Raw genomic sequence first — 19,343 nt, forward strand, 5'->3', positions numbered from 1 at the left:
AGAGGAGGGACAACAGTGAATGAGTTCTTCAAATGGGAATATGTTATCACTTTATTTCCGAAAGTGTTGTCGGCATTGCCGACAACATTATTCATTGTCTTATTTGCTACGCTGATTGGCAGTTTCTTAGGCCTGATCATTGCTTATTGCAGGATTGAAAGGATACCGATTGTAAATCAAATTAGTGCCGTTTATGTTTCTTTTATCCGAGGAACGCCTATTCTAGTCCAGATGTTCATTGTATTTTATGGAGTTCCAAGCTTACTTGGCGTAATAGGTATTGATATTTCAAATTGGAATAAGCTGTATTTTATTTATATAACTTATGGAATCAATACATCCGCATATTTTTCGGAAATCTTCCGTTCAGCAATATCAAGTGTTCCTGCATCGCAGTATGAAGCAGCTGCATCCATAGGATTGACTAAGTGGCAGACGTATCGGCGAACGTTAATTCCACAAGCGGGAAAAATTGCGTTTCCGAACCTTGGTGTTTCTATTGTAAACCTTCTGCAAAATACGTCGCTAGCCTTTTCTTTAGGTGTGCTGGATATTATGGGCAAAGTGCAAACCTTGGGAGCTTTATATTATCGCGTGTTAGAAGGGTACTTTATTGCTGCCATCATCTTTATTGTCCTGAGTATCTCCTTGGAGAAACTGTTCAATATGCTGGAAAAAAGGATGCATGCACCTAAAAGAAGCAGACAGGTTACCATGCAGCCATTAGCGTTAGAGAGAGCCGAGGCCGCCATGACAGTGCAAAAAAGCATAAAGTAAAAGCCAAACAGGAGGTAAGAGCATGAAAATATATTCAATATTCAAAATATACAGTTTAATAGGGGTTGCTGTACTTATGACGCTTCTGCTTTCCGCTTGCGGAAGTGCAAATAAAGCAGAAGAAGCAAGTGCTGCTAATAACAATCCAAATGCGAAAGAATTGGTGATTGGAACAGGGAATGCCTACCAGCCATTTGTGTATTTGGACGAAAATGGAAATCTGACAGGTTATGAAAAAGCTGTTTTAGATGAAGTAGATAATCTGCTGCCACAGTATAAATTCAAATACGAGTCATTTGAATTTAAAAACGTGCTGCCTGCATTGGATGCAAACAAAGTAGATTTAGCAGCACATCAATATGAAAATAACGAAGAAAGGCAAGAAAAGTATTTATTTGGGACAGTCGGCTATACGGATTATACAAGTTATGTAGTCGTCGATGGAGATTCCAGAAATGATTTTCAAACGCTGGACGATCTGGCAGGAAAGAAAGTGCACACATCAGCGGGAAGCAACTTTGCTTACCTTTTGGAGCAGTTCAACAAAGAGCACAACAATAAAATTGAAATTGTCTATGGAGATGGCGGAAATGAAGTACTCATAAATAATCTTCAAAATGGGACAGTGGATGCGGCGCTATTAACCAAATATGATGTCGATAAATTAAACAAACAATTCAGTGCAAATCTCGTTACATCAGGGGAGCCTGTGAATGTTTCCAAAACATATTACCTCTTCCAAAAAGATAATACCAAACTTCAAAAGGAAATAGATGGAGCCTTACAAGAATTAATTGACAACGGGAAATTGGCCGAGCTTTCAAAAGAATATCTTGGAGGAGACTTTACGAAATAGGAAGGAGCTCCGTGCATATGGATTTTGATTTTGCATTTATGTTGGAAGCTTTCCTGGCTGCGCTGCATTATTTACCTACTACACTGCTATTAGGATTTCTGCCGCTCGTATTTGGCTCGGCTCTTGGATTAGCCATCGCGCTGATACGTCACTATGAAATACCAATACTCGCCGTATTCTTTAAATGGTTTGTAACGATATTTAAGGCTGTACCAGTTGTGTTAATTCTGCTCGTTTCCTATCTTGTTTTCTCAGACGTATTGGATAAAATAGCCAATTCCCTTGCCCTGTCTATTTCATTTCGTGATATCGATAGAAGGAGCATTGCTATTTTTGCACTCACTTTATACGCGACTAGCGGTTTATCAGAAATATTCAGAGGCGCTTTCGCTTCGATTCCAAAAGGGCAGATTGACGCAGCTTATTCCGTCGGCTTGACTACCTTGCAGGTTTTACGGAGAGTGATGATTCCGCAAGTTATTCCGCTGGCATTGCCTTTAGTGAATAATATGCTGATCAGTTTAATCAAAGCTTCTTCTCTTGTCTCCATGGTATCTGTCGTAGATATTCTTAATGGTGCGGTAATTGAAGCAAATGTGAATTATCGTTATCTGGAAGCATATGTAGCCGTGTCGATTATTTACTGGGGAGTATGTGCGTCTATTGAAGCAGTAACAGCAGGATATGAGAAATACGCAAATAGAAACAGAAGGAGACAATTTGCATGATAGAAATCAAAGATATATCCAAATCCTTCGGTAAAAACGCTATTTTAAAGGGCATGAACGTAACGATCGAAAAAGGAGAAGTGGTCGTTATTTTAGGACCGAGCGGCTCTGGAAAATCAACGTTCTTAAGGTGTATTAACTTTCTGGAAAGAGCTGATGCAGGGGAAATTAGCATCGGACAGACAAAAGTAGAATTCAAAAAAGCAAAATCGAAAGAAATACTGGCAGTGCGAAGGAAAACAGCGATGGTCTTTCAGCAATATGATCTTTTTCTTCATAAATCAGCTATTGAAAATGTCGTGGAAGGCCTTATTATTGCACGAAAAGAGCCAAAAGAAGAAGCTTACAAAAAAGGACTGGAATTATTAAGTAAAGTAGGTTTAAAGGATAAAAGAGATGCTTACCCGCATCAATTATCAGGCGGACAGCAGCAGCGAGTCGGAATAGCTCGAGCACTTGCGCTAAATCCGGAAGTAATCCTATTCGATGAGCCAACATCCGCATTAGATCCCGAATTAGTCGGAGAGACACTGGACGTGATAAAACATGTCGCACAAACCGGCGTGACGATGATTATCGTTACACATGAAATGAGTTTTGCTTATGAAATTGCGGATCGTGTCATCTTCATGGAAGATGGTGTAATAGTTGAACAAGGTTCACCAGAAGAATTATTTGAACAGACGAAGGAAGAAAGAACAAAGCAATTTCTGGCTAGGTTTAGCAGATAGTGAACAAGCTGCGAAAGTACTATGAATCGCAGCTTTTTTCTTGTCTTTAGCGAAACGGTTCGTGCTGCTGTTGACATATGGGTCCGTGAAATTAGATGAGCGTTTTAACAATTATTCGTGGATCAAGTGTTATTGCAAAGGCATTCGTTTCAATAATTGTAATGGAAGCGGCTATGAACTTGTTCAAATCCAAGTGTAAAATGATAAACAGCTACTATGCGTCACTATGTCCATAGTCCCTCGTTCTCATGAAAGGTAAAATTAATTTACTGAATATCTCGATTATTCGCACAGGCGATAACGACAAATCGATTTTATCTTTTAAAAAGGGGATGGAGGATGTTTATGGGAGATATAGTGAGTTGGCTGAATGGAATTGTTTGGAGTAACGCGCTCGTGGTTCTCATTCTTGGCGCAGGATTGATTTTTTCCTTTACTACTCGGTTTCTTCAAGTGAGGCACCTTAAAGATATGAGAAAGTTAATCTTTGATAAAGGGTCTAACTCTGGATTTTCAGCTTTTCAAGGATTAACGATGACACTTGCCAGCAGGGTTGGGATCGGGAATATTGCTGGTGTGGCAACTGCCATCGCTTTTGGCGGCCCGGGTGCTCTTTTTTGGATGTGGGTGATGGCCTTTCTAGGTGCGGCCACTTCCTTTGTGGAAACAACACTTGCACAAGTATATAAAGGAAAAGATCAAGGGCAATTACGTGGGGGACCGCCTTTTTATATTGAAAAGGGATTAAAGCTGAAATGGGTAGCAGTTGTTTATGCAGGCGTGACAGTACTTGCACAAGGAACTCTGCTGCCTCCTTTACAAGCAAACATGGTTGCTGGAGGAGTTGAAAACGCATTTGGTATTCAGCCGATGATAACTGGCAGCGTATTGGTTCTCGTATTAGCTGCTATTATTTTCGGTGGTGTGAAGCGAATTGCTAAATTTGCACAAATTGTTGTTCCATTCATGGCAATCGGATATATTGGCGTTTGTTTTATTGTATTGGGTGCGAATATCTCTGAAGTTCCGCACATGTTCACCATGGTAATTGGAAGCGCTTTAGGAATGGACGCAACCTTTGGCGGCATTATCGGTGCTGCTATTTCTTGGGGAATTCAAAGAGGTCTTTACTCAAATGCAGCAGGGGTAGGCAGTGAAATATACGGAGCAGCGGCAGTTGAGGTGTCTCACCCTGCAAAACAAGGGTTAATTCAATCTTTTGCGGTTTACGTGGATACACTCCTTGTTTGTACAGCTACCGGGTTTATGATTCTTATCACGGGCATGTATAATGTTGTTCCGGACGGAATGAAACCACTTGTAACCAATATAGCAGAGGTGGAACCAGGAACCGTTTATACACAAAGAGCGATTGAGTCTGTGTTACCAGGATTTGGTGCGCCGTTTATCGCAATTGCCGTTTTATTCTTTGCGTTTACAACAATTGTTGCCTACTATTATAGTGCGGAAACTTGTCTTTCTTATATTCTTGGTGAGAAGAAGAAGGTAGTGGCCAAATTGCTTTTAAAGGTACTCGTATTGGGTGCTGTTTTTTATGGAAGTGCCAACGCAGCAGAACTTGTCTGGGGCCTGGGGGATTTAGGACTTGGTAGCATGGGCTGGATCAACATCATCATTATCTTGTTCCTATCAAAACAAGCAATTGGGGTTCTAAAAGATTATGAGGTGCAAAAGAAAAACGGATTAGATCCCGTGTTTACTCCTGTTAAATTAGGGATTACCGGAGCAGATTATTGGGAAAAGGAGTATAAATATTCCGAACACTATAATCAACTAAAGAATGAAGCAGAGGATAAATCAACAAAGTCATCCATTTGATTGATTATCACAGTATCGTTATAGTTATTTGAATACTAGAAAAAAACACAAACTATGCATTTTAGGCAGAAGCAATGTAAGCAGAAAGGAAGCGTATTATATGGCAGGAAATGTTGTTATAACGGGTGCAGGAAGTGGTTTAGGCGCTTCTTTAGCTAAAAAATATTCTGATTCTGGATATCATGTTTGTTTACTCGGACGAACGAAAACAAAGCTGCTGCGAACAGCTGAAACATTAAGCAATGATTATTCAATCTACGTAGTGGATGTTTCTTCAAAGAAAGACGTAGCGAGGGTTTTCCAGCTCATAAAGGAAGAAGCCGGACCAATTGATCTGTTGTTTAATAATGCGGGCATCGGGGTCTTCGACTTAGCGAAAAACATATCCGAAGAAAGCGTTCATCAAATGATAGATATTAATCTAAAAGGAACGATATTTTGTACGCAAGAAGTACTCCATGACATGATAGAGAGGAACCAGGGCGCAATCGTGAACATTGTGTCGCTATCAGGTAAAAGAGGAAAGGCTACAGAATCGGTTTACAGTGCAAGTAAGTTTGGTGTCAGAGGATTTACAGAAAGTATAAAAGACGAATTAAAAGATACAGGCATTAAAGTATTTGCAGCTTATATGGGTAACATGAAAACTGCATTATGGGGAGAAGAAGATATAGAAGAGAAGTATATGCATCCGGATGACGTAGCAAACATCATCATAGATATGATGAAACCGAGGAAGCATATTGCAGTTGATGAAGTGATGATTAGAAATGATTAAGATAAATGAAAGGGTTCAGTTCTATAAGCTATAGATCTGAACCCTTTCATTCGTCTTTGTAACGATTAAGTCTATAAGATTGTATGTACAAATATAAAGCTAATTTATACGATGTTCTTTTTATATAGTTTCTTTGACAATTGTATGGAGTAGATGGGCAGTTACAAGTATTTGAAGAATTTATTATTTAGTCGGTTATGTGCGGCACTTCCCAATTTTTTCACACGAATAAAAAATGCGGGACAAAACAGGTAATGCTGCCTGAAAACTACGACGTCTTCAACAAAACAAAGATGCAGTGAATTAAACTCTTCCCGTTTTCAATGCTCTAGCCCAATCTAAGCGACCCTTTCTTTCACTTTCGATAATTGCTTCGTCTCGATTATAAGGGATATCCAATTGCTCAATTATCCAATCTTCTTCTTGCTTCGTAACAATCGTATAATTAGCAAAAGGAGTACCTGACTGCATTTTGTGATAGATTGGTAGTTCATCTTCATAAGCCGGCAGTCCAACACTTCCTGGATTAATAATTATTTGGTCATTCGGAAGATAAACAACTCTTGGTATATGTGTATGCGCACAAAAAATAAGCCTTTGAGAAACATCATTTACTTCATTCAGTATAGCTTCTGTTTCTTTAAGCATTAATCCATTTGAGCTCATATCTTCTAACAAATAAGCTTTATCATCTGTCGGTGTGCCATGACAAAAAAAGAAATCATCTGTTTGCAAAATATTAGGCAGATTAGAAATCCACGTTTGAAAGACTGGTGCGGGTCCGAATCAAGTGAGACAATATGGCGTATTTGATTATGGTGATAAGGTGCTGGGTGTGAAGACTACCCCAGGGTTAGCTAATGAAAGATTAAAAGTGCAAAGTATTCAAGAAGTTAGTAAAGGTGAGTTAAACGAAGTATTTAAATAGTACAAGTGAGGTAGAAAGCCTAAACCTGTTTAATATCTCTGAACTGTACTTTTCAGGGACTTTATAATACACATTTTTATACATTAGAAAAAACAGAGAGCGAATACCTTGTATGGTCCCAGCCTCTTTCAATACAATAAAGAAGGAGTATGAGAAGAGAGCAGGTGGCGTAATGAAGCTTAGTATATTAGATCAGGCACCGATTAGGAGAGGAGCTACGCCGGAAGAAGCGTTGCGGGAGAGCGTTGAATTAGCGCAGCATGCAGAGAAACTTGGCTATGAGCGTTATTGGTTTGCGGAGCATCATAATACAAATGGATTGGTGAGTGTGGCCCCGGAAATTATGGCAACGCGGATTGCCAGTGCGACGAATACAATTAAAGTTGGAACTGGCGGTGTGTTGCTGCCGCAATATAGTCCGCTAAAGGTAGCGGAAACGTTTCATACGTTGGCTGGTCTGTTTCCCGGACGAGTTGATCTAGGCGTTGGCAGGTCGCCAGGAGGGACAGAACAGACGAGAAGCGCTTTAACTGATGGCGCAGAAAGCGGAATGGGAGAGTTTCCAAGAAAATTGGCGGAGCTGCAAGGCTTTCTGTACAACACATTACCTCGCGAGCATCCTTATCGCTCAGTAAAAGCATCTCCTCGCATAAAGGAAGCAGCGCCGTTATGGGTACTCGGCTTATCAGAAGGAAGTGCAAAGCGGGCAGCTGACTTGGGTATCGGTTTTGTATTCGGTCATTTCATTAGTCCCGCCAAACCGAAAGCAATGCCCTTATATAAGGAAACATTCCGTCCGTCGAAAACGAGAAAAACGCCATATGGTATTGTTTGTATTTTTGTCGTGTGTGCAGAAACCGAGGAAGCAGCAGAAGCATTAGCGGAAAGTCAGGACCATTGGCTGCTTAGTGTCGGGAAAGGACGCGATACGCAAATCCCATCTCCCGAACTGATAAGCAAGCGCGAACTAACCGAAACGGATAAAGAGGCGATACGTAAAAACCGCAAACGCTGTGTAATTGGAACGCCGGAAAAGGTGAGAATAGAGCTGCAAAGGCTGCAAGAAGTTTATCAAGCGGATGAGTTTATGCTGATTACCAATATTCATGATAAAGAAGCAAAATGGCGATCATATGAACTAATTAAACAAGAAGTTGACAATAATATTATTATGTAAACACAGATTTATAAGTTAGATATGTTTATAACAGAGACTTAAACAATTCAAAATAATGCATATGGATTTAATGGCATCAGACTGATCACCTTTAAAAAGATACACTCACAAGTATCGATTTAGAGGTGATTTTATAAGGAAGATGGTTTCTTTCCATTCTTCAGTAAAGTGAGATAAAAACATCTACGTATCCGTATAGTTGAGTAGGTATACTTGTCATATTTCTAACTTTTTTTCACTATGTAAAAACAATATTTTATAAGCATTTAATAACCAAAGGGGGGAGTTGGATTGGAGACAGAAATACATTTCAGAACGGCTACTGAAGAAGATTTGAGCAGTATTGTTGCGATGCTTGCAGACGATGTTTTGGGGAAGGAACGTGAGTGTTATGAGGATCCGCTGCCACTTAGTTACATAAAGGCATTTCAAGCTATTGTTTCTGACTCGAATAACGAACTAGTGGTGGCTTGTTACGGCAATAAAGTGATTGGGGTAGAACAGATTACTTTTACTCCTTATTTAACGCATCAAGGAGGATGGAGAGCTACGATTGAAGGAGTAAGAACTTTGGCTTCGGTAAGAGGAAGCGGTGTAGGAACGCAACTAATAAACTGGGCGATCCAACGTGCTAAAGAACGTGATTGTCATGTAATACAATTGACAACGGATAAAAAAAGACCGAATGCGTTAAGGTTCTATGAACGATTAGGCTTTAAAGCAACGCATGAAGGTTTAAAGCTAAAACTTGATAAATAATTACCGGGGAGATAATAGGCTCTGCATGTCAATTAAGAACAAAGTACTGGCAGGTATCTCTGACATTCAGGAGGTACCTGCACTTTTTCAATTACTGGATATACTATCAGTTGTTCCAATGCTCTTCAATAAAGTCATCACGGCCGGATTTTGCACGGTCTTCTTCATAAGCCTCTGTTTCTTTTTTATAGAAGTCCTGGTGATAGTCCTCGGCAGGATAGAAAGCGGCTGCCGGCAAAATTTCTGTTACAATCGGCTGTTTGAATTTACCGCTTTCTTCAAGTGCTTTCTTAGAAAAGTGCGCTAATTCTTGTTGTGCAGCATCATGATAGAAGATGGCAGTCCGATACTGATCGCCGCGATCATGGAATTGACCGCCTGCATCTGTAGGGTCGATTTGCGGCCAGTATAGGTCTAATATTTGCTGGTACGCTATTTTTGTTGGGTCGTATGTGATTTCGACAGCTTCATAATGACCTGTTGTCCCTGTTTTTACTTGTTCGTATGTCGGATTTTCGACATGGCCTCCTGTGTAGCCGGAGATAACCGATTCTACGCCGTCCCATTGGTCAAACGGCTTTACCATACACCAGAAGCATCCTCCTGCGAATGTTGCTTTAGCAAAGTTTGTTGTCATCGTTTCTAGCTCCTTTCTGGTGTTCCTATGACTTATTTTACCCCATTTAATCTGCTTGTACTAGTATGGTAAACTAGAAGGATGAAAGATATGAAGGAGACAAAGGTATCATTATGAAAAATCATATATTATTAGTAGATGGCATGGCAATTTTGTTCCGTGCATTTCACGCTACTGCTTACCGCAATTATTTTATGGTAAATTCGAAAGGCATGCCGACCAACGGCTTGCATGGCTTTATTCGCCACTTAGCTGCGGCAGTCGATCATTTTGAGCCGACACATGTTGCTGCCTGCTGGGATATGGGTTCGAAAACGTTCCGCAGTGAGATGCTGGATACGTATAAAGGAAACCGCGAAGCACCGCCTGTTGAGTTAATCCCGCAATTTGATGCAGTTAAGCAAGTTGCTGCAGGATACGGTATTCCGAATATTGGTCTGAAAGGTTATGAAGCAGATGACTGCATTGGCACATTGGCTTGTTTGTATGCAGAAGAAGGGCATCATGTGACAGTTCTTACTGGTGACCAAGACATGCTGCAGCTTGTTCGTCCGAATGTAGATATTGCCATCATGCGAAAAGGCGAGGGCAATTATGAAGTATTTCAGGAAAACAGTTTCTTTGAACAAAAAGGCCTGACACCTGCCCAAATTATTGACATGAAGGGCTTGATGGGCGATAGCTCGGATAACTACCCAGGTGTAAAAGGTATTGGCGAAAAAACAGCGATTAAGCTGCTTACACAATATGCAACAATTGATCAGCTGCTGGAAAATCTAGAAGAACTGCCCAATGGCGTTAGAAAGAAAATTGAATCAGACTTAGATAATTTGCACTTAAGCAGAAAGCTTGCAGCCATCCATTGTGAAGTGCCAATCAGCTGTTCACTTGAAGATGCGAAATGGGAAGTAGACGAGAAGCAGAAACAGGCAATGCTTGAGGAATTTGAATTAATGAAGCTGAGCCGTTTGCTGCGTCCGGCTGACAGTGTGACAAACTAAAAAGAGTAACTGTGCATCTTGCACAATTACTCTTTTTTTATCTGAACTGCTGCAAACGAGAGAAGAAATCACGGACAAAATCATAAAATAAGCGCTCAGAAGGCGCCACTTGTCTTTCTTTTGGCATGATAATGCCGACTGATCTTCTGACTTCCGGGAACGTAATTGGAATTTTCGTCGTAAGCCGAGGTGTCGCATCATAGAATGTACTTTCCGGCAAAATGCTGATGCCGATACCAGCTGCGACAAGCCCTTTAATTGCATCTAAATCTTCGCCCTCTGACGACACTGTCGGCACGAAGCCAGCTTTTTTACATCCGTCCATCACGAGCTGCCGTAATTTAAATCCATGTGGAAAGAGAACAAATTGCTCGTTTTGCAAATCTTTTAGCTGCAGCTGTTCGCGTTCTGCGAATTGATGTGCAACAGGGACGAGGGCAGAAAAACTTTCAGTAAACAAAATTTCGCCTTCGATACGATCATGTTCCCTTGGTACGGGACCGATAAAGGCGACATCAATATCACCTCGTGATACTTGCTCAATTAAGAATTGGTATGTTCCTTGCCGGAGCTGGAATTGTATATTTGGGTAGGCCTCTTTAAAAGAATAAATAACAGTGGGCAGCAGCTGACCTGCTAAGCTGGTTGGAAAGCCGATTTTAATGGAACCTCGTTCCGGGTCCAAATGTTCATCAATTTGTTTTTTCGCGTAATCAATTGCGTGCATGGCTTTTTCGATATGATTCAAAAAAGTCCGGCCGATTTTAGTCAGCTTCACATTTCTGCCTTCCCGTTCAAACAGATCGACACCAAGTTCATCCTCTAAATTGCTGATTTGTCGACTGATGGCTGACTGTGCCACAAGTAAATATTCAGCCGCTTCCGACATATGCTCCCGCTTGGCTACCTCGATAAAATAGCGCAGTTGACGCAATTCCATGGCGTTTTCCTCCTACCTATATCAATATGAGATTAATTCTATCTAAATTATATATTGTTTCGATTAATTAGAAAACCTTACAATGGTTAATAAGACAACATGTCGGTTCGAGACAGAGAGAGTGAGGGATTAATAATGGCATTTCATTTTCTACCAAAAGCACAAGGCTTATATCGCCCGGAATTTGAGCACGATGCATGCGGTATCGGCTTATACGCGCACATGAAAGGGGAAGCCGCCCATTATATCGTTCAAAAAGGATTGCAGCTGTTATGTCAGCTGGATCACCGCGGCGGACAGGGGAGCGATCCTGCATCAGGTGATGGTGCTGGAATCATGGTGCAGCTTCCGCATCGTTATTTTTCCGAAAAGACAGAATATTCATTACCCGAACCAGGTGCCTATGGTGTGGCAATGGTATTCTTCAACACACAAGACGCGCAGCAGGAAGAACTGGAAAGCAAAATAAACGCGCTTGTAGAGGCAGAAGGACAGCAGGTAATCGGCTGGCGCACGGTACCTGTCGATGACACACATATCGGTACAATGGCAAGTGATGTGAAGCCTTTCGTCCGTCAGCTTTTTGTAGGAATCGGGGAAAGAACTGAAAAAGGACTTCCGTTCGAACGGAAACTTTATGTAATCCGTAAACAGGCGGAACAAGAAGCGAAAGAGATGCACCAGCATCTGTATTTCGCCAGCTTCTCCAGTGAGACAATTGTCTACAAAGGAATGCTCACATCTGTTCAAGTGGACCAGTTTTACCTTGATCTGCAAGATCCGCTCTTTGAAAGTGCATTTGCACTAGTGCATTCTCGCTTTAGCACGAACACATTCCCAAGCTGGGAACGTGCGCATCCAAACCGTTATCTTATTCATAATGGAGAAATTAATACGCTGCAGGGGAACGTTAACTGGATGCGTGCCCGTCAGAAGCAGCTTGTATCTGAAGCGTTTGGAGCAGATACAGCAAAGATTCTTCCTATATTAGACACAGACGGCAGTGACTCCTCCATTATGGATAACGCATTTGAATTCTTTGTGCTAGCTGGTCGCAAACCGGCACACGCTGCCATGATGATGATTCCGGAACCATGGGATAAGAATCCATACATGGATGCAGAAAAACGAGCTTTTTATGCTTATCATAGCACGTTGATGGAGCCGTGGGATGGCCCAACAGCTATTTCCTTTACGAATGGAAAACAAATCGGTGCTGTTCTTGACCGAAACGGGTTACGTCCAGGTCGTTATTATGTGACGAAAGATGATCATCTTATCCTTTCTTCTGAAGTAGGCGTCCTAGACGTGGAAGAAGAAAACATACTTGAAAAAAATCGTATCAGCCCAGGAAAAATGCTGCTATTAGACATGGAGCAGGGCCGGTTGATTCCAGACGAAGAAATCAAGCAGGAAATGGCTGCTGAAGCACCGTATCAAGAATGGCTGGATAACAATATGGTGACGCTGGAAGATCAGACAACCACGGACGACAGTGCAGTAGAAGATCTAGTCACCAAACAGCGAGCATTCGGTTACACGTATGAAGATGTACAAAAATATATCGTACCGCTCGTATCTGAAGGCAAGGACCCAATCGGAGCCATGGGAAATGATACACCGCTAAGCGTACTGTCTGATCGCCCGCAATCTTTGTTCAATTACTTTAAACAGCTGTTCGCACAAGTAACAAACCCGCCGATTGACGCGTATCGCGAACAAATCGTTACAAGCACGCTTTCTTATCTTGGAAAGGAAGGCAATCTGCTGCATCCGAATGAAGCGAATTGCCGACGAATCAAGTTAGCATCTCCTATTATGACGAATAATCAGCTGGAGCAGCTTGTTGCTGAGCCAAGCGGTGATTTCAAATTGCAAGAGATTCATACCTTATTTGGTGAAGATCTGAAGAAAAGCATGCAGCGAATTTTCCAAGAAGCAGAAGAAGCAATCAGCAAGGGAGTCAGCGTTCTTGTGCTGACAGATCGCTTGATGTCGGATATATATGTACCAGTACCAACACTTCTTGCCGTAAGCGGCTTGCACCAGCACCTTGTTCGTAAAGGCTTGCGCACAAAAGTCAGCTTAATTGCTTCGGCTGGAGAAGTTCGGGAAGTACATCATGTTGCGACACTGCTAGGCTATGGCGCAGATGCCATTCATCCTTATTTGGCTTATGCCACGCTGAAAGAAAGCATTGATAACGAAGATATTAAGCTAACTTATCCGGAAGCTGTGAAACAATATGCAGCGGCAATGACAGAGGGCGTCGTAAAAGTGATGTCGAAAATGGGTATCAGTACGGTACAAAGCTATCGCGGCGCACAAATTTTCGAAGCAGTCGGCATTAGTCATGCTGTTATTTCCAAGTATTTTACCGGAACAACTTCCCAGCTTGATGGGATTGACTTGAATACAATTGCGGCGGAAGCGAAAAAACGTCATCAAGCTGCTTACAAATCAGCAGCTGCTGCGCTGGATACAGGCAGCGAATTCCAATGGCGTGCCAATGGTGAGCATCATGCCTTTAACCCGAAAACAATTCATACGCTGCAATGGGCATGCCGCCAAAATAACTATAATCTGTTTAAAGAATATACCGAGGCAGCTGATCAGGAGCGCCTAGGATTCTTACGAAACTTGTTTGAGTTCAAAAACGCCAATTCTATTCCTATTGACGAAGTGGAATCAGTGGAAAGCATTGTAACGCGATTCAAAACAGGTGCCATGTCATTCGGTTCTATTAGTGAAGAAGCACATGAAGCACTCGCTATTGCGATGAACCGTCTTGGCGGGAAAAGTAACAGCGGAGAAGGCGGAGAGAATGCCAAGCGTTATCAGTTGGACGAAAACGGCGATTCCAGACGAAGTGCGATTAAACAAATCGCTTCCGGCCGTTTTGGCGTGATGAGTTCTTACCTTGTGCAAGCAAATGAGCTGCAGATTAAAGTGGCGCAAGGAGCAAAACCAGGGGAAGGCGGTCAGCTTCCAGGGAAGAAAGTATATCCATGGGTAGCTGATGTGCGTAAATCAACGCCTGGCGTGAACTTGATTTCACCACCGCCACACCATGATATTTACAGCATTGAGGACTTGGCGCAGCTGATCCACGACTTGAAAAATGCAAATCGCGATGCGCGAATCAGTGTTAAATTGGTAGCAAAAGGCGGCGTCGGCACGATTGCTGCCGGTGTGGCAAAAGGCAGTGCGGACGTTATTGTTATTAGCGGATACGACGGCGGAACTGGCGCATCACCGAAGACAAGTATTAAGCATGCCGGCCTTCCATGGGAGATCGGACTAGCGGAAGCGCATCAGACACTCATGCTGAATGGATTGCGTGACCGCGTTCGTTTGGAAACCGACGGCAAGCTGATGACTGGCCGGGATGTCGTTATGGCAGCCTTGCTTGGAGCAGAGGAATATGGCTTTGCAACAGCACCTCTCGTTGTACTTGGTTGTGTGATGATGCGTGTTTGTCACATTGATACATGTCCGGTTGGTATCGCAACACAAAATCCAGAGCTGCGGAAGAAGTTTATCGGTGACCCAGATCATGTTGTTAATTTTATGACTTTCATCGCGCAAGAAGTTCGTGAAATTATGGCTGAACTTGGTTTCCGCAACATGGAAGAAATGGTTGGACGTACCGATGTATTAGAAGTATCTGAGCGTGCTACATCACACTGGAAAGCTGGTCAGCTGGATTTGAGCAGATTGCTGCATCAAATTGACGGTGCACGTACGTATACAACGCCGCAAAACCATAAAATTGACATTGCATTGGATACTACGGATATTCTGCCGCATATGGAAAAAGCACTCGCTGGCAAAGAACAGGTACATCTTGAGCTGCCAATCCGAAACATTAATCGTGTTGCAGGAACAATTGCCGGCAGTGAGATCAGCAAGAAATTTGCTGAAGCTGGACTTCCGGAAGACACTGTTAACTTGCACTTCAACGGCTCTGCTGGACAAAGCTTTGGTGCTTTCACACCGAAAGGTATGACCTTGTCTGTGACTGGAGACGCCAATGACTATGTAGGAAAAGGCTTGTCCGGTGCGAAGTTGATTGTCAAAAAACCAGTAGATTTCCGAGTTTCGGCTGCGAAGCATGTTATTGCTGGGAACGTGGCCCTATATGGTGCGACTTCCGGTGAAGCTTATATTAATGGTATGGCTGGTGAGCGTTTCGCCGTTCGGAACAGTGGTGCCACAGCAGTTGTCGAAGGAATCGGAGAGCATGGCTGTGAGTATATGACTGGCGGTAAAGTTGTTATTCTTGGAGAAGTAGGCAAGAACTTCGCTGCAGGTATGTCTGGCGGTATTGCTTATATCCATACAACGGATCGTGCAGCATTTAAGCAGTTATGCAACACGGAAATGATTGATTTTGAACCGTTAACAGATAAAAAGGAAATTGCTGTCCTGCGCAGTATGATTGAGAAGCATGCGGCATATACCGACAGCGAAAAAGCGAACGTTATTCTGGAAAACTGGGAAGCAGAACTTGCAAGCTTTGTAAAGGTAATTCCGATTGATTACCGCAGCATGCTGCACCAAATCGAAGAGCAGCAAGAGCGCGGACTTACGCAGGAGGAAGCAGTCATGGAGGCGTTTGTGCTGAAAAACCAGCAGCCGCGTCCAATGAAGGAATCCGAAAAGACTGCAGCAGTACATTAAGAGAGAGGTGTAAGTATGGGGAAAGCAACCGGATTTATTGACTACAAAAGAGAAGAAGCAAATGAACGAGATCCGAAAACACGCATCCGGGACTGGAACGAATATGCCGCTCCTTTCTCTGATGCTACGCTGAAGACACAAGGTGCCCGCTGTATGGATTGCGGCACGCCATTCTGTCATATCGGCATGGAAATCGGCGGCAGTACATCCGGGTGTCCGATATATAACTTAATTCCAGAGTGGAATGACCTCGTGTATAAAGGGAAGTGGAAGGAAGCATTGGAAAGATTGATGCTGACGAATAACTTCCCGGAATTCACCGGTCGTGTCTGTCCAGCTCCGTGTGAAGGTTCTTGTACCGTTGCAATTAGTGATCCAGCAGTTGCCATCAAGAATATCGAGCGTGCTATTATCGACAAAGGGTTTGAAAAGGGCTGGATTACACCGCGCATTCCAGCGAAGCGTACGGGTAAGAAAGTTGCCATCATCGGTTCGGGTCCAGCTGGTCTTGCAAGTGCTGATCAGCTGAACCAAGCGGGCCACTCTGTAACGGTATATGAACGTGCCGATCGTGCTGGCGGACTGCTGATGTATGGTATTCCTAACATGAAGTTAGAAAAAGATGTCGTAGAGCGCCGTGTGAATCTACTTAGACAAGAAGGAATCGACTTTATTTTGAATACCGAAATCGGGAAAGATATTCTGGCAGATGACCTTCGTGCACAGTACGATGCTGTTATTCTTTGTACTGGCGCTCAGCAGCAGCGCGACCTCGTCATTCAAGGAAGAGAAGCGAAAGGTATCCATATTGCAATGGACTATCTGACTGTATCAACGAAGGCATTGCTGGATGGCAAACAAGATGCGCAGCCTGAATTCAACGCCGCTGGTAAAGACGTTATTGTTATCGGAGGCGGCGATACGGGAGCAGACTGTATTGCTACAGCTGTCCGTCAAGGCGCAAAAAGCGTGACGCAATTCGGTAAGCATCCATCGCTCCCGCTTGCCCGCAGTGCAGATAACCAATGGCCGGAATATCCGCATGTATTTGGTTTGGAATACGCACACAAAGAAGCGAAAGCGGCGTATGGCGAAGATCCTCGTCAATATAGTATCCAGACAACCAAATTTGTGAAGGATGAACAGGGCAATTTAAAAGAATTGCATACAGTCGATATGCAAAAAGTACGTAATGATAAAGGTATGTTTGTCTACCAAGAAATTGAAGGTTCCGAAAAAGTATGGCCAGCTGAACTCGTTTTGATTGCAATTGGTTTTGAAGGAACAGAAACACCGTTGCTTACCGAATTTGGTGTTAATGTAACCCCAAACAAACGAGTGGAAGCAGCTTACGGAGATTATCGTACAAACGTAGCTAACGTCTACGCTGCTGGCGACAGCCGACGCGGTCAAAGTTTGATCGTTTGGGCAATCAACGAAGGCAGAGACGTTGCCAAGCAAGTAGATCTTCAGCTCATGGGTGAGACTGTCTTACCTTAATAGCCAGCAGAACTTCCAATCTAGGAGGTTCTGCTTTTATTATGCCGTCAGAAGCGTGCGCTAGCCAGTAACTTGTTAGATTATTTACCAGTATTTTGACAGAAGCCCTTCAGATAGCTGGTAATATGCCGATATACAAGTAATGGGGGATCAATGAGGAGGATACATATGTTTACGAAACGCAAAAAAGAGAGAAAAGCAGGAACAGGGCTGAACACCGCAGATACACAAAGAGCAGAAATAGTGCTAAAAATGGATGGCGAACTAAAAAAACAACTGGATATGATACATCTGACAGAGGAAGACCTTCGTATTCTAACTCAATTAGAGCCTGTCATTTGCCAAGAGATAGACAGGATTGTAAACAGTTTTTATCAAAACATTATGAATCAAGATAACTTGCTGCATATTATTGAAAACAATAGTACAGTCGAGCGGCTGAAAGGTACATTAAAACAGCACATCCAGGAAATGTTCAATGGCCGGGTAGATCAGGAATATATTGAAAAACGTAAGCGAATTGCTTTGATTCATGCCAAAATCGGACTAGAGCCTAAGTGGTATATGGGGGCATTTCAAGATTTGCTGCAGCAAATGCTGCACATCTTTGAAAATGAGCAAATGGATTTTCCAGCGTATCGAAGAGCAGTGTTAGCGACAACGAAGATATTCAACATTGAGCAGCAAATTGTGCTGGATGCATACAACACGGAACATGAGCGGGTACATATTGAACATATTGCAAATCAGGATCAGCTGCATGGGAGTATTCAGCATACGTCCGAAACGCTCACCAGTATTTTTACACAGGTGAATCGAGCTGTAGAGGGATTGGTTTCTTCTTCTGAATCGCTGACAGAGCAAAGCGTGGAGACGAAGCAGACCGCGAAGGAAGTTGTCACCCACTCAGAAGAGGGACAGGCAGGGCTTATCTCCCAGCAAGAACGTATGCAGCATATCGCTGCGCAGATGAGTGCAGTCCAAGCAGAACTTGCGACGCTGGAAGAAGCAGCTGCGAAAATTGGAAGCATTGTAGGTTTGGTGGAAGGAATTGCGGAACAAACAAACTTGCTTTCGCTTAATGCATCCATCGAATCTGCTCGGGCGGGAGAACAAGGAAAAGGATTTGCTGTCGTGGCGAGTGAAGTTCGTAAATTAGCAGAAGAAACGAAAGCATCTGTTTCGGATGTTACGGGACTCATTCAAGAAACACATGAACAAATACGCAATGTGAACCAGTTCATGGGCACAGCGGAGGATTTGATCAATAGCGGCACGGAACAGCTAGGGGATGTTACAGCTCAATTTGAAACAATTATGAGCCATTCCCAGGATAATGAGATTGTTAGCTCACGAACAGAACAAAGCATCCAGCAATTTTCACATGAATTAATGGACGTGAAAAAAGCTATGCAGCAGGCCGAGCATATATTGCGTCAGTTGAATGAATTGACAGAAGCATAAAAAAACCAGCAGTCAATGACTGCTGGCTATTTGTTTTGCAGCTGTGTTTCTTTAAATTGTTTTTTTAGTATGGATGGCGCTTGTTTGACGGATGTGATGATTGTCTTCGAACCTTCCGTCATGGATTGCACATTGCTTTGGATTTCTTTTTGATGCTGCTGTAAAACAGTCTGTTCCTGCTTTATTGTCTGCATATCCGCTTGCATTGGTGCCATAATTTGGTTGATTTCTTTTTTCGTCGATAACATGGATTTTACAGCTTTTGCGATCATAACAGCCGCGAGTGCCACTGACCCGATTACGATAACACCGCACACAATCCACATGATTGTACTCATTTCCATAAACGTGCCTCCTTTATTTCTCTATGTAGCTTTACCCTAATATGCGTCTATCGTAACATACAGTCGGAAACTTTGTTAAAATTTTAGGTTGAAACTATGCGCTATCTCCTATATAATTCTTTGATAAGATATTGTTGTCGCAATATTCTATTATTAGGCACAATTTAGGAGAATAAAAGAAAGAAAAATTTAAAATGACAG

At 42.7% G+C, this 19,343-nt stretch carries 16 protein-coding genes; 12 read left to right on the top strand and 4 right to left on the bottom strand.

The window, feature by feature from the left end:
• Positions 1 to 15 precede the first annotated feature (15 nt).
• The 6 genes from CRO17_RS07685 to CRO17_RS07710 all read left to right on the top strand — a co-directional run bounded on the left by CRO17_RS07685 (position 16) and on the right by CRO17_RS07710 (position 5,709).
• Positions 16 to 777 (top strand): amino acid ABC transporter permease, encoded by a 762-nt coding sequence (locus tag CRO17_RS07685; protein WP_097040945.1) that lies wholly within the window; start codon positions 16 to 18, stop codon positions 775 to 777.
• A 22-nt stretch (positions 778 to 799) separates the two neighbouring features.
• The gene (locus tag CRO17_RS07690) at positions 800 to 1,633 is read left to right on the top strand and encodes a transporter substrate-binding domain-containing protein (RefSeq protein WP_097040947.1); all 834 of its coding nucleotides are present in this window, start codon (positions 800 to 802) and stop codon (positions 1,631 to 1,633) included.
• A gap of 17 nt (positions 1,634 to 1,650) precedes the next feature.
• Complete coding sequence (locus CRO17_RS07695; RefSeq protein ID WP_097040948.1) at positions 1,651 to 2,361, top strand: amino acid ABC transporter permease; 711 nt, start codon at positions 1,651 to 1,653, stop codon at positions 2,359 to 2,361.
• Entirely contained in the window at positions 2,358 to 3,092 is a 735-nt protein-coding gene (locus tag CRO17_RS07700) for an amino acid ABC transporter ATP-binding protein (protein WP_097040950.1), read from the top strand. The genes CRO17_RS07695 and CRO17_RS07700 overlap by 4 nt, the downstream gene beginning before the upstream one ends.
• A gap of 345 nt (positions 3,093 to 3,437) precedes the next feature.
• Positions 3,438 to 4,931, top strand: coding sequence for an alanine/glycine:cation symporter family protein (locus CRO17_RS07705; RefSeq protein ID WP_097040952.1), 1,494 nt, complete (start codon positions 3,438 to 3,440; stop codon positions 4,929 to 4,931).
• A 100-nt stretch (positions 4,932 to 5,031) separates the two neighbouring features.
• On the top strand, positions 5,032 to 5,709 hold the full coding sequence (locus tag CRO17_RS07710; RefSeq protein WP_097040955.1) for an SDR family oxidoreductase: 678 nt from the start codon (positions 5,032 to 5,034) through the stop codon (positions 5,707 to 5,709).
• A 303-nt stretch (positions 5,710 to 6,012) separates the two neighbouring features.
• Here CRO17_RS07710 and CRO17_RS07715 read toward each other — a convergent pair whose 3' ends face one another.
• Entirely contained in the window at positions 6,013 to 6,444 is a 432-nt protein-coding gene (locus CRO17_RS07715) for a metallophosphoesterase family protein (RefSeq protein WP_245864705.1), read from the bottom strand.
• A gap of 365 nt (positions 6,445 to 6,809) precedes the next feature.
• Between CRO17_RS07715 and CRO17_RS07720 the strand changes: the two genes are divergently transcribed.
• Complete coding sequence (locus tag CRO17_RS07720; RefSeq protein ID WP_097040959.1) at positions 6,810 to 7,814, top strand: LLM class flavin-dependent oxidoreductase; 1,005 nt, start codon at positions 6,810 to 6,812, stop codon at positions 7,812 to 7,814.
• A gap of 351 nt (positions 7,815 to 8,165) precedes the next feature.
• Positions 8,166 to 8,573: a GNAT family N-acetyltransferase gene (locus tag CRO17_RS07725; RefSeq protein ID WP_425444431.1), complete on the top strand. Its 408-nt coding sequence runs from the start codon at positions 8,166 to 8,168 to the stop codon at positions 8,571 to 8,573.
• Between the two features lie 106 nt (positions 8,574 to 8,679).
• Here CRO17_RS07725 and msrA read toward each other — a convergent pair whose 3' ends face one another.
• Positions 8,680 to 9,210, bottom strand: a complete 531-nt coding sequence (gene msrA, locus CRO17_RS07730; protein WP_097040964.1) for a peptide-methionine (S)-S-oxide reductase MsrA — start codon at positions 9,208 to 9,210, stop codon at positions 8,680 to 8,682.
• Between the two features lie 113 nt (positions 9,211 to 9,323).
• Between msrA and CRO17_RS07735 the strand changes: the two genes are divergently transcribed.
• Positions 9,324 to 10,211: a 5'-3' exonuclease gene (locus CRO17_RS07735; protein ID WP_179636906.1), complete on the top strand. Its 888-nt coding sequence runs from the start codon at positions 9,324 to 9,326 to the stop codon at positions 10,209 to 10,211.
• Between the two features lie 37 nt (positions 10,212 to 10,248).
• Here CRO17_RS07735 and gltC read toward each other — a convergent pair whose 3' ends face one another.
• Complete coding sequence (gene gltC, locus CRO17_RS07740; RefSeq protein ID WP_097040968.1) at positions 10,249 to 11,151, bottom strand: glutamate biosynthesis transcriptional regulator GltC; 903 nt, start codon at positions 11,149 to 11,151, stop codon at positions 10,249 to 10,251.
• Positions 11,152 to 11,286: 135 nt separating this feature from the next.
• Between gltC and gltB the strand changes: the two genes are divergently transcribed.
• The 3 genes from gltB to CRO17_RS07755 all read left to right on the top strand — a co-directional run bounded on the left by gltB (position 11,287) and on the right by CRO17_RS07755 (position 18,798).
• The gene (gene gltB, locus CRO17_RS07745; RefSeq protein ID WP_097040970.1) at positions 11,287 to 15,834 is read left to right on the top strand and encodes a glutamate synthase large subunit; all 4,548 of its coding nucleotides are present in this window, start codon (positions 11,287 to 11,289) and stop codon (positions 15,832 to 15,834) included.
• 15 nt (positions 15,835 to 15,849) lie between these two features.
• On the top strand, positions 15,850 to 17,334 hold the full coding sequence (locus CRO17_RS07750; RefSeq protein ID WP_097040971.1) for a glutamate synthase subunit beta: 1,485 nt from the start codon (positions 15,850 to 15,852) through the stop codon (positions 17,332 to 17,334).
• Positions 17,335 to 17,502: 168 nt separating this feature from the next.
• Positions 17,503 to 18,798, top strand: coding sequence for a globin-coupled sensor protein (locus CRO17_RS07755; RefSeq protein ID WP_179636909.1), 1,296 nt, complete (start codon positions 17,503 to 17,505; stop codon positions 18,796 to 18,798).
• Between the two features lie 26 nt (positions 18,799 to 18,824).
• Here CRO17_RS07755 and CRO17_RS07760 read toward each other — a convergent pair whose 3' ends face one another.
• Positions 18,825 to 19,142, bottom strand: a complete 318-nt coding sequence (locus CRO17_RS07760; RefSeq protein WP_097040975.1) for a hypothetical protein — start codon at positions 19,140 to 19,142, stop codon at positions 18,825 to 18,827.
• Positions 19,143 to 19,343 lie beyond the last annotated feature (201 nt).

It is taken from the genome of Terribacillus aidingensis, from assembly GCF_900215625.1.
In the GTDB taxonomy this organism is placed as follows: Bacteria; Bacillota; Bacilli; order Bacillales; family Amphibacillaceae; genus Terribacillus; species Terribacillus aidingensis.

Bases quoted from the DNA above. Each gene is read 5' to 3' on its own strand.
- CRO17_RS07690 (WP_097040947.1), top strand. From the start codon at position 800: ATGAAAATATATTCAATATTCAAAATATACAGTTTAATAGGGGTTGCT.
- CRO17_RS07695 (WP_097040948.1), top strand. From the start codon at position 1,651: ATGGATTTTGATTTTGCATTTATGTTGGAAGCTTTCCTGGCTGCGCTG.
- CRO17_RS07700 (WP_097040950.1), top strand. From the start codon at position 2,358: ATGATAGAAATCAAAGATATATCCAAATCCTTCGGTAAAAACGCTATT.
- CRO17_RS07705 (WP_097040952.1), top strand. From the start codon at position 3,438: ATGGGAGATATAGTGAGTTGGCTGAATGGAATTGTTTGGAGTAACGCG.
- CRO17_RS07710 (WP_097040955.1), top strand. From the start codon at position 5,032: ATGGCAGGAAATGTTGTTATAACGGGTGCAGGAAGTGGTTTAGGCGCT.
- CRO17_RS07720 (WP_097040959.1), top strand. From the start codon at position 6,810: ATGAAGCTTAGTATATTAGATCAGGCACCGATTAGGAGAGGAGCTACG.
- CRO17_RS07725 (WP_425444431.1), top strand. From the start codon at position 8,166: ATGCTTGCAGACGATGTTTTGGGGAAGGAACGTGAGTGTTATGAGGAT.
- msrA (WP_097040964.1), bottom strand. From the start codon at position 9,210: ATGACAACAAACTTTGCTAAAGCAACATTCGCAGGAGGATGCTTCTGG.
- CRO17_RS07735 (WP_179636906.1), top strand. From the start codon at position 9,324: ATGAAAAATCATATATTATTAGTAGATGGCATGGCAATTTTGTTCCGT.
- gltC (WP_097040968.1), bottom strand. From the start codon at position 11,151: ATGGAATTGCGTCAACTGCGCTATTTTATCGAGGTAGCCAAGCGGGAG.
- gltB (WP_097040970.1), top strand. From the start codon at position 11,287: ATGGCATTTCATTTTCTACCAAAAGCACAAGGCTTATATCGCCCGGAA.
- CRO17_RS07750 (WP_097040971.1), top strand. From the start codon at position 15,850: ATGGGGAAAGCAACCGGATTTATTGACTACAAAAGAGAAGAAGCAAAT.
- CRO17_RS07755 (WP_179636909.1), top strand. From the start codon at position 17,503: ATGTTTACGAAACGCAAAAAAGAGAGAAAAGCAGGAACAGGGCTGAAC.
- CRO17_RS07760 (WP_097040975.1), bottom strand. From the start codon at position 19,142: ATGGAAATGAGTACAATCATGTGGATTGTGTGCGGTGTTATCGTAATC.